This window comes from Shewanella inventionis (assembly GCF_014641855.1).
Lineage (GTDB): Bacteria > Pseudomonadota > Gammaproteobacteria > Enterobacterales > Shewanellaceae > Shewanella > Shewanella inventionis.
Genome location: NZ_BMII01000067.1, coordinates 1 through 10,571, shown reverse-complemented (window position 1 = coordinate 10,571; position 10,571 = coordinate 1). Strand labels below are relative to the sequence as shown.

Sequence of the window (10,571 nt, the reverse complement as noted above, 5' to 3'; positions counted from 1 at the left end):
GATAGGTTCTCGTTGCCAAATTCTTCAATAGCTTGCCAGCCATCACAACCTGAAGCGATAGCGGCTAAAACAAGAAAAATAATATCAACTAAATCATGGTCTAGGTTGATGTGAGAGCGAGGGTCTTTGATAAGTTTCAAGTGTTCAAATAAGGACATGGATTAGGTTCAGTAGATTAACATGCCTGATCAGATCATGCCGATACGAAAAAGTTCCCTACTGTTAACAAAGTATGATCCCGCCCTGCTACAATTTCTGCCTTGCAGCCATATAGAATCACTGAAAGTTTTCCCAACAACTATGAGTACACCATTCCATCAAATGCTAAGTTTATCGTTAGCTACTCTCAGAATAATGAACCAAAAGCTACTTTTGTATACGGTGAAAAATTAGGTTCTAGACACAGTTCTGATATTTTTGAGCTTACAACTGAAGCCTTGATTGATAAGCAATCCTTGTACGAGCACTTAACCAAACTTGATTCACTTCAAACTACTCACAAAATTGATATGAGTTCAATTGAAGTGACCCCCATTAGTGAACTCCCCGAACAAAATAGATTAGATGATTTCTTTAATAAATCAACCGAACAAACCTCTCACTCATGGCTAATCGTTCATGTATTAGGCAAAGTAATAACAGCGTTCAGAGATTACAAGATGAAACAGGGCAATCATGACCGCTATAACAAAAGCTTCACTTACAATGAAACACTAGTGATTAAATGGCTGTTTATCATTGCCTTTGGTGCTTTGATTAGTCTTGTAATATGGAGCCATATTATTGATTGGTTCGGTTTATAGCTACCGTTTTCTAGTCACTTTGACCAACTTTTATCATAGCTAAAAGACTTTAGCTTGATCAATAGTACCTCCCTTACAATATATAGCTTGCCATACTATAAGTAATTCAATAGTGACTAATGGAGTAAAATCACTGACACGTCCATTTATTATTTAGAGTTAAAAATCATTCAAGCTTCATTTATTTGAGTTTTCCATACGAAAACTAACGTGAGGAAGCGATGTTCAAGCAATACGGTATTGAGCTCAGTCGCCAGACCATGAGCAGCTGGATAGACGGTTACTTTAAAACTGATGATTTTAGGAATCATTGATCTCACGAGACTAACTACGTCATGCTAACAAGCGTTCTGATCATTTAGCCTTAAATCGTGCAGTGAATCAGTCTTACCTAGTCTGGTTCACAAGCTTAAAAGTGCCAATTTGTGTTAGCTTCGGGTTCACGCGCTTTTGCCCTTTATTCGTTAGATCAAAAGCTCTTTTATATTTCATCAATACTAACTTTCTCTCAAAACTCTAATGCTTGAGCATTTTTTGTGTGGGTGGCACCGTTAATTGCTCTATGACATTATTGCCCCAATACATTTCGGTTTGCCATAGATTTTCTAATTTCACTTGATTTGCAAGATTGAATCTAAAGCGGTGGCCAGTATTACTTAGCCACTACAGAGCAACTACTAGTGCGCCAAATTTATCGCTGCGTTTTGCTATTTCTGAAGCCGCAACAATGATTGCAGCTGTAATGAGATATTTTGTAATTATCCAGGTCATAATTTCTCTGTTTTCATAAAAATCAAAAAACCTATTGCCGATAGGTTTTTGGTTTGTCATACTATTGATAAATAGTTAAGAGAATAATTTGATGCAATTAGGTGACTTAGAAAAGTTAGTGCTTCAATTCCTATGGTCTGAGAAAGAAGCAGATGCAAAGCGTGTGCATGCTGGGGTTGGGGCTGCTCGCGGAAATTCGTTAAATACGATCCAAACTACGTTAGATCGACTGTTTAAAAAGGATTTGTTAAGTAGAACTAAGCAAGGGCATGCACATTTTTATACCGCCAAAGTTGATAGAGAATCACTTATCGCAACATTAATAACAGATGTTACAGCCGACTTTATTGAAGATGGCGAACATAGCCTGATTGCAGCTTTTGCTTCATCTTCAGCTAATCTTGACGACGCTCAATTTGATGAATTGGAAAAACTTATAGAAGCACAACGAAAATTACGTAGTAGGCAAGCATAAGATGCTCGAAGGTAACGTGGCGATTTTATTAAATTTGATTAGTGTTGCAATAACGGCTTTTGTTATCGTTACACTATTAATATCTGCTATTGTCCCGTTGATTAGAAGCAGCTTAGATGCATTTGATTTTATCGCTCGAAAACGAATTTTGTGGTTGATAGTTACTTCTCCTTGGTGGATTGCGCTATTTTGCGTAGGAATATTATTTCCTCGCCAAGGAAATGGATACTTAATTCTTTGGATGGAAAAGGTTGCACATTGGCATCATATCGATCTCTTTATATTAACAAGCTGGCATGGATTAACTTTGATCATTGCAGCTGTCGTATTGGCGGTGTTAATTAACATTTCCTTTATTCAAGTTCGTCGTCATTCCACCGCAATACACAATCTTTTTAAACTTTCAGATGTTAAGCCTATTGCGGGTCAATATGAAGATAGTGTTTTTTCAATCTCATTAAGCATACCTGCGGCTTTTACCATCGGTTTATTCAAGCCAAAGGTTTACCTTACATCAGGATTACTTCAACAACTTGAACAATCTGCTATTGATATTATTATCCAACATGAGTTAGCACATGTTAGAGCAAGAGATCCATTATTTAAGAGTCTTTTCGCTTTTTTCTGTCTACTTTACCCGAAGCCTATTCGTCGGTCTTTACAACAAGATTTTACATTATTAACAGAACAACAAGCAGATTATGCTGTCACGCTCTATCACGATAACCTTGATGTGGCACAAACGTTAGTTACAGTAGCCAAAAAACAACGTCTGTTACCTTTCAGCTGTGAAGAAGTTCAGGTCAGCCATTTTAGTAAAGATCAAATTACCTTACGGGTAGAAAACCTTCTCTCTCCAAGAGAGCAGGTATCAACAGCAAAACTGTTATTTACAGGGTTATGCTTCCTTGTTACTGCATTTTTTACATTATCAACTGTTGATAGCCTCCACCATCTAATCGAAACCTATTTCATCCATTAAATAAGGGTTATGAATGAATAATATTGTTGAAAAAACTACAGGCAAAAAACCGATTGCCAATCGGTTTTTGTGTGGTTTGTTTATCTCGACCCTGGCATTTTCTGTCATTGCAAAAGACAACACTGAACTAAATTCTCCACTTTATTTAGAAGATGCTATTCGCATGACGTTAAGCCACCACCCGGAAATCGCGGTATTTTTGCATAAGACAAATATGCAAAAAGGATCAATAGAGCAAGCAGGTATTGCTGAACCAGCACAAATTGGACTGACTTTTGAAGATGGTTTAGGCACAGGTGAGCATAACGGGCTAAGTAACATGCAAACCACACTGACCTATTCCTGGCTGTTACAACAAGAGCAAATTAATAGCCGTGTTGGCAATGCAAAAACAGCGATGGAGCAGCTGGATGTTGATAGGCAAATTGTCAGTATGGATTTAGCGGCTAATACGGCGCAGCAATTTACGCAAATTCTGGTGAAGCAAGAGCGTTTGAAACTTAATCAAATGGCATTGCTTCAGGCAAAAGAAGTATTTAATGCGATTTCTGAGCGGGTTAATGCCGGCAGAAGTTCGACGATTGAAATGCGCATGGCAGAAGTTGAAATGTCGAGAATGCAGTTAGCAGTTGAAGATACCGAGCATGATTTAAAAGCGAGTCAATATCAGTTAGCGTCGCTATGGGGAAAGCCTGGTATAAAATTTAAAGTAAATGGCAATTTATTTGCATTACCTGCGTTATCCAGTTTGGATAAGGCACTCAAGCAGCTTAAAAAAAGCCCGCATATCACTCAATTTGCAACCGCAGCACGTATAGCACAATCACAACTGGAGCTTGCTCGAATTGAAGCTAAATCTCAATGGCAGTTTACAACGGGTTTACGTCGCTATGAGGCAACAGATGATTTTGGCATTGTTGCGAGTGTGTCTGTGCCTTTGGGGGCAAACGACCGTAATGCAGGCAAGATAGCCACCTTAAAAGCTGAGCAAGAAATGCTTGCTGTTGAGCAAGTTGCGCTAATGCAAAAGCTTGATTCACAGTTATATGTGCAACTGCAAGAAATCGCTCACGCAAAGCATGTTATCGATACGTTTGAAAAATCGATTATTCCAACACTCGAGGCGACATTAAAAGAGGCGGTTAAAGCCTATCAGCTTGGACAACTCAGCTACAGTCAATGGAGTGATGTTCGCCGTGAATTACTGAGTGCTCAATCGGAGTTGTTAAATACATACGAGAGTTTGCATTTGCAACATATAGAAATTCAACGCCTGACCGGCGCATCCATATCATTGTGAGACCTATATGAAAAATAATAATATTTTTACATCACTGACTGCAGCAATACTGCTTTGCTTTAGTGTGTCTACTTCATTTTCGGTATTAGCAGCATCTGCTCCTGAAGTTCAAGAAGCTGAGCCAGAAAAAGGCCCACACCGAGGTCGTATGTTGCGTGAAGACAATGTTGCTTTGGAACTTGCCATTTTTGAAACAGGAGTACCGCCAGAGTTTAGAGTGTGGATGACCGATGCCGGCAAGCCTGTCTCGCCTAACCAAGTTGATCTCAATATTAAACTCACTCGTCTTGGCGATGTGGTGGATGATATTAACTTTCGTGTCGAAGGTGACTTTTTACGTGGCGATTTAGAGATTTATGAGCCTCATTCTTTTGTGGTTACCATTAATGCTAACTATCAGGGTAAAAATTATCGCTGGCAATACGATAACTTCGAAGGACGTACTCGTATAGAGCCAGCAGTGGCTGAAGCAATGGAAATAGGTACTGACGTTGTCGGTGCTAGAACATTGCATCAAACTATTCCTGCATATGGACGTATATCGTTACCTGCAAGTGCAACACATAATATATCCGCCAGATTTGACGGGGTGATCACTAAGTTACTTGTTAAACAAGGCGACCTTGTAAAGCAAGGGCAGACACTGATGACAGTTGAAAGTAACGAAAGCCTTAAGCCTTATCAAATCACATCTCCTGCCGACGGTATTGTGACTGAACAGTATGCCAATAGTGGTGAACAAACAGCGTCAAAAACCTTATTGACCCTAACCAATACGTCGCAATATGTAGCCAAGCTAGCAGTATATCCCGCCGATTATAAAAATGTCGTTGTTGGTACTCCGGTAACCGTAAAGGTTGAAGGTTATGACACTCCACTTATTGGGAAGGTTGATTTTATAGAACAAAAAGTACGAGATGATCAGGCGAAACTTGTTTGGGTATCAATACCTAACACTCATGATGCCCTTGCTGATGGTGCATTTGTTAATGCCGATATTGAGGTGGCGACGATTGATGTACCTCTGGCAGTAAAAAAAATCGGTCTGCAAGGCTTCAGAGACTTTACTGTCGTTTATGCGAAAGTAGGGGACCAATACGAAGTTAGAATGCTTGAGCTAGGGAGAGAAGATGGTGAGTGGGTTGAAGTGCTTGGCGGTATTGCATTAGGAACAACCTATGTAACTGATAATAGTTACATCATTAAAGCTGACATTGAAAAGTCTGGCGCTTCGCACGATCACTAGGGGCTGTTTATGTTGGAATCTATTTTACGCTTTTCCATAAAGCGCAATGTACTCATTTTAGTACTCGTGATAATCACGGCTATTGTGGGTAGCTGGAACTTTACTAAGTTGCCTATTGATGCGGTCCCGGACATCACCAATGTGCAAGTCATGATTAATACAGAGGCCCTTGGTTATACTCCTTTAGAAATTGAACAAAGGGTGACATTTCCATTAGAAAGCGCTTTGGCTGGATTACCCGGGCTAACTTACACTCGTTCAGTGTCAAGATATGGCTTATCACAAGTTGTCGCTATTTTTGATGACAACACCGATGTGTATTTTGCTCGTCAATTAGTGAGCGAAAGGTTATCTGCCGCGCGGTCTGAACTGCCGCTAGGGCTTGAGCCTGAACTCGGACCGATAGCCACAGGTCTCGGTGAAATTTTCATGTTCACCGTGGATGCATTACCTGATGCTACCCATGCCGATGGTTCTGAGATTACCCCAACAGATTTACGTACTGTGCACGATTGGACGATTCGCCCACAATTAATGCGCGTGCCAGGCGTTGTTGAGGTCAATCCTATTGGCGGGTTTGAACGTGAAATCTTGGTGGCATTTAAACCCCAAAAACTGCTCGCGTTTGGTGTAACTCAGGCCGATGTAGTTGACGCAATTTCACAGAATAATCAAAACCAAGGCGCAGGGTTCATAGAACAAAATGGCGCACAATGGCTTATGCGTATTCCTGGGCAAGCCGAAGACTTACAAGATATTGGCAACATTGTACTAAAAAGTATCGATGGTTCACCTGTTCGCATAAAAGATGTGGCAGATATTGGCGACGGCAAAGGGCTTCGCACTGGTGCTGCTACCCAAAATGGCCGTGAAGTGGTAATGAGCACGGTATTTATGCTTATCGGCGAGAATAGTCGCACAGTGGCTCACGCAGTAGGAGAGAAACTTAAGCAAATTAACGCAAGCTTACCCCAAGGGATTGTGGCTACCGCGGTATACGATCGTACTAAGTTAGTTGATCAGACACTCAGTACAGTACAAACAAACCTAACTGAAGGGGCTATTTTAGTTGTAGTTGTGTTGTTTATTTTACTCGGCAATTTTAGAGCAGCCTTTTTGACCGCATTAGTGATCCCGTTTGCGATGTTAATGACGGTCACAGGTATGGTTCAAGTTGGTGTTAGTGCCAATTTAATGAGTTTAGGCGCGCTTGATTTTGGCTTGTTAGTGGATGGGGCAATTATCATTGTTGAAAACTGCCTGCGTCGTCTGAGTCAAGCTGGGCAACATCCTTTACCTTTAAAAGCCCGTTTAGAGCTAGTGTTTGAGGCAACCCGTGAGGTGATCCGTCCAGCGTTATTCGGTGTGTTCATTATAACGGCTGTGTATTTACCCATTTTCGCCCTTGAAGGTGTAGAGGGAAAAATGTTCCACCCTATGGCCATTACCGTTGTTATTGCCCTATTAGGCGCCATGTTACTGTCGGTAACCTTTGTGCCAGCAATGATTGCATTATTATTTAGAAAACCAATCAAAGAAAAGCACAGCCCCATTATTCGCGGTGCGGCTTATTTATATCGTCCAGCGTTAAATATGGTGCTTAAAGGTCGTTGGATTGTGGTGTGTTTGGCGATGTTATTAGTGGTCGTTTTTGGCCACCAAGCAACCCGCTTAGGCAGTGAGTTTGTGCCTAATCTTGATGAAGGTGATATTGCCATGCATGCTCTACGCATACCAGGCACATCATTAAGCCAGGCGATAGCATTGCAAGAAGTGTTAGAAGAAAAAATTCAGCAAATGCCAGAGGTTGAAAGAGTCTTTGCAAAAATAGGCACTGCCGATGTGGCAACTGATGCTGTGCCGCCAAGTGTGGCAGATAATTTTATTATTCTTAAACCTCGTGATCAATGGCCTAATCCCAATAAAACTAAAGAGCAGGTTGTGGAGGATTTAGCGGCATTGGTAGAGCCAATCCCTGGCAATCGTTATGAATTTTTACAACCTATTCAAATGCGCTTTAATGAATTACTGGCGGGAGTGAGAGCTGAATTAGCCATCAAAGTGTTCGGTGATGATTTTGACACTCTTACCACATTAGGTAATGAAATAGAGTCAGCCATTAGCCAGGTTGAAGGTATAGCCGATGTGCAAGTTGAACAAACTACGGGGTTACCGCTTTTATCCATAATTCCTAACGCTGACAAAATTATGCAATATGGGATCAGTAAAGCCCAATTGCAATCTCAAATAGCGACTGCACTTGGTGGAACCGTTGCGGGCAAGTTTTATCAAGGTGATAGGCGTTCAGATATTGTCGTTCGATTAGATGAAGTACTGCGTAACGATGTCGACGCACTGGCATATTTACCCATCCATCTTGGCAATGGCAAGTCTGCACCATTACAAGAACTTGCTTCATTGGAACTGATTAATGGTGCAAACCAAATCAATCGCGAAAATGGTAAGCGTAGAGTCGTTGTAACAGCCAATGTGAGAGGCCGGGATTTGGGTGGCTTTGTGAGTGATATTCAACAAGCTGTTACCGCCAATGTAGATATTCCGGCAGGCTATTGGATTGAATATGGCGGTACTTATCAAAAGCTTCAGTCAGCATCACAGCGCTTAAGCATAGTCGTCCCCCTTACCTTATTTATGATTATTGGTTTATTAGTGTTAGCGTTGAATTCAATCAAAGATGCATTAATCATTTTTACTGGCGTGCCTTTAGCATTAACGGGCGGGGTTGCTGCATTAATGTTAAGTGGTATTCCATTCTCAATATCAGCAGCAGTTGGCTTTATTGCGTTGTCAGGTATTGCCATTTTGAATGGATTAGTCATGGTCTCGTTTATCCGAGAATTACGAAAAGAGGGCATGAATTTACACCAAGCTATCTTTGATGGTGCGTTAACTCGACTTCGACCTGTAATGACCACTGCGTTTGTTGCATCGTTGGGTTTTATCCCGATGGCGTTTAATAGTGGTATGGGCTCTGAAGTACAACGTCCTTTAGCTATGGTCGTTATCGGTGGGATTATTTCCTCAACACTACTGACTTTATTTGTTATACCCGCACTTTACCGAATTTTACATAAAGATAAGGATACGATTTTGATTAGAACAGAAACGTTGGAGTCAATTAATGCCAAGTAAATTATCAAGCTATTGCTTGTTTGCACTCCTCATATGCTGCTCCATCATCAGCATTGAGGTACTCGCTCATGGTGTGGATGACAATACTAGAGCTTTTTTAGAGCAAAATAGCGGCGTACAGTTTGTGCCATTTCTTTACATTGGCGCGAAACACATGATTACTGGTTACGACCATTTACTCTTTTTAGTTGGCGTTATTTTCTTTTTATATAAAAGCCGAGATGTTTTCATATATGTGACTATGTTTACCATTGGTCACAGCACAACGTTGCTGTTAGGTGTGTTAAGCGATATCCAAGTCAATGCTTACCTTATTGATGCCATTATAGGTTTGTCTGTGGTGTATAAGGGTTTTGATAATTTAGGTGGGTTTAAACGTTGCTTCAATTGGCAACCCAATACGCAGTGGGCTGTTCTCATTTTTGGGCTTTTTCATGGCCTAGGGCTAGCGACCAAATTACAAGAGTTTAACTTACCTAATGAAGGCCTCTTTACCAATTTAGTCGCATTTAACATTGGTGTAGAACTCGGTCAGTTTGCGGCTTTAGTGGTGATATTAATTGTGATCAATGTCTGGCGTAAATGGCCATCATTTCAGCAGTTTTCAACACTAACAAATACTCTACTTATGAGTGCTGGCGTCATGTTGATGGGTTATCAATTGACTGGTTACTTTATTAATTAATAACAAAGAGAAATATATGCAACATACAGTAAGTAGTAACACGCTAATTAAAGCTTCTTTAGCAGCAACGGTTTTAGCGGCTGTTGTGTTAGTCACCCTTATTTTGCCTGCAGAATACAATATCGATCCTACAGGTATTGGTCAAAAAATAGGTGTCACCGCATTGGCTCAAACGGCTGAACCGGCAACACCAGAAAGCGCAAAAGTAGAAGGTACAACTGAGTTTCAAAGCATCGAAGTTGTTGTGCCTGCAGGCAGAGGCGTCGAATATAAGTTTGAAATGCAGCAATACGAGAAAATGACCTATGAATGGCTAACTGATGGAGACGCATTGTTCTTCGATCTACACGGCGAACCAGAAGGAGATACAACTGGATATTACGAGAGTTATGTTATTGCCACGTCTGATGAGATGAAAGGGAGTTTTACCGCCCCCTTTGCAGGATCTCATGGCTGGTATTGGAAAAATAAGTCTACCACCCCTGTAACCATTAAATTACTGGTTAAAGGTCAATATAAAGTGATTGGTTTAAAATCATAAGGACAAGTAAATGAGATATTTAATTTTAATTTTAGTGATCTGTAGCGCTCTTGTCAGTAGTGATTCATTTGCACATGTAGATAGAATGAAAAGTATGGATCATTCAAGACATAGTCATATGAACGATGAAAAGGTCAAGGGTATTACAATAACAACAATACAGAAATTGACATTTAAAGACTTAGGATATGAAGTGGGCAAATTGCCTTCATCGTGGGAAAGCATAAGCACTGCCGATGTGAACATTGTAAGCACCCATGGGGGAAGCTATGTAGTGAGTGCTACTAATTCACAAACAAAAAAGACAATATTTTTTAAAATTGAAGACGATGGCGAGGTTGTTGCTATATCAGAGAGTAATGGCTTTAAATAAGCGGTAAGTAATGAAATAGTGATTGCCAAACGACTACTTCTAATTGAAGTAGTCGCAACCATTGTTCTTACTAAGTCAGGATAAGAACAAGGCGTCTAAAGGCGGCACTATCTACTTATACCCAATCAACTTGAAGATGCGGATTGTAACATCTGAAAATTGTCATTGATCCGCGACGTCAAATCGCCACCCATTTCCGGCAGTGTTTCTTTAAAAAATTTTGATAGAGCGGCCCTAAATTC

11 protein-coding genes and 1 pseudogene are annotated in these 10,571 nt (G+C 40.6%); 9 read left to right on the top strand and 3 right to left on the bottom strand.

Translation table 11 applies throughout. From position 1 onward, the window contains the following. Positions 1-158, bottom strand: a 158-nt coding sequence (locus IEW93_RS21090; protein WP_188741174.1) for a transposase family protein, incomplete at its 3' end; no start/stop codon positions are given. A gap of 102 nt (positions 159-260) precedes the next feature. Here IEW93_RS21090 and IEW93_RS21085 point away from each other — a divergent pair. Continuing rightward, positions 261-803: a hypothetical protein gene (locus tag IEW93_RS21085; RefSeq protein ID WP_188741173.1), complete on the top strand. Its 543-nt coding sequence runs from the start codon at positions 261-263 to the stop codon at positions 801-803. A gap of 663 nt (positions 804-1,466) precedes the next feature. Here IEW93_RS21085 and IEW93_RS21080 read toward each other — a convergent pair. After that, complete coding sequence (locus IEW93_RS21080; RefSeq protein WP_188741176.1) at positions 1,467-1,634, bottom strand: hypothetical protein; 168 nt, start codon at positions 1,632-1,634, stop codon at positions 1,467-1,469. 31 nt (positions 1,635-1,665) lie between these two features. Here IEW93_RS21080 and IEW93_RS21075 point away from each other — a divergent pair, with 31 nt between their 5' ends. The 8 genes from IEW93_RS21075 to IEW93_RS21040 are packed head-to-tail and all read left to right on the top strand — an operon-like array spanning position 1,666 to position 10,329. Further along, a complete protein-coding gene (locus IEW93_RS21075; RefSeq protein WP_188741175.1) occupies positions 1,666-2,049 on the top strand; it encodes a BlaI/MecI/CopY family transcriptional regulator in 384 nt (127 codons plus the stop codon). Between the two features lies 1 nt (position 2,050). Then, positions 2,051-3,031, top strand: a complete 981-nt coding sequence (locus tag IEW93_RS21070) for a M56 family metallopeptidase (RefSeq protein ID WP_188741172.1) — start codon at positions 2,051-2,053, stop codon at positions 3,029-3,031. Between the two features lie 13 nt (positions 3,032-3,044). After that, positions 3,045-4,331 (top strand): TolC family protein, encoded by a 1,287-nt coding sequence (locus tag IEW93_RS21065; protein ID WP_188741171.1) that lies wholly within the window; start codon positions 3,045-3,047, stop codon positions 4,329-4,331. Between the two features lie 7 nt (positions 4,332-4,338). Further along, entirely contained in the window at positions 4,339-5,577 is a 1,239-nt protein-coding gene (locus tag IEW93_RS21060; RefSeq protein ID WP_188741170.1) for an efflux RND transporter periplasmic adaptor subunit, read from the top strand. Positions 5,578-5,586: 9 nt separating this feature from the next. Next, positions 5,587-8,730, top strand: coding sequence for an efflux RND transporter permease subunit (locus tag IEW93_RS21055; RefSeq protein WP_188741169.1), 3,144 nt, complete (start codon positions 5,587-5,589; stop codon positions 8,728-8,730). Further along, positions 8,720-9,415, top strand: a complete 696-nt coding sequence (locus IEW93_RS21050; RefSeq protein ID WP_188741168.1) for a HupE/UreJ family protein — start codon at positions 8,720-8,722, stop codon at positions 9,413-9,415. The genes IEW93_RS21055 and IEW93_RS21050 overlap by 11 nt, the downstream gene beginning before the upstream one ends. Positions 9,416-9,431: 16 nt before the next feature. Continuing rightward, positions 9,432-9,956, top strand: a complete 525-nt coding sequence (locus tag IEW93_RS21045; RefSeq protein ID WP_182699031.1) for a hypothetical protein — start codon at positions 9,432-9,434, stop codon at positions 9,954-9,956. A 10-nt stretch (positions 9,957-9,966) separates the two neighbouring features. Then, a complete protein-coding gene (locus IEW93_RS21040) occupies positions 9,967-10,329 on the top strand; it encodes a DUF6488 family protein (protein WP_160056812.1) in 363 nt (120 codons plus the stop codon). Positions 10,330-10,454: 125 nt separating this feature from the next. Here IEW93_RS21040 and IEW93_RS22165 read toward each other — a convergent pair. Beyond that, positions 10,455-10,571: pseudogene (locus IEW93_RS22165) on the bottom strand (IS630 family transposase); the annotation flags it as partial.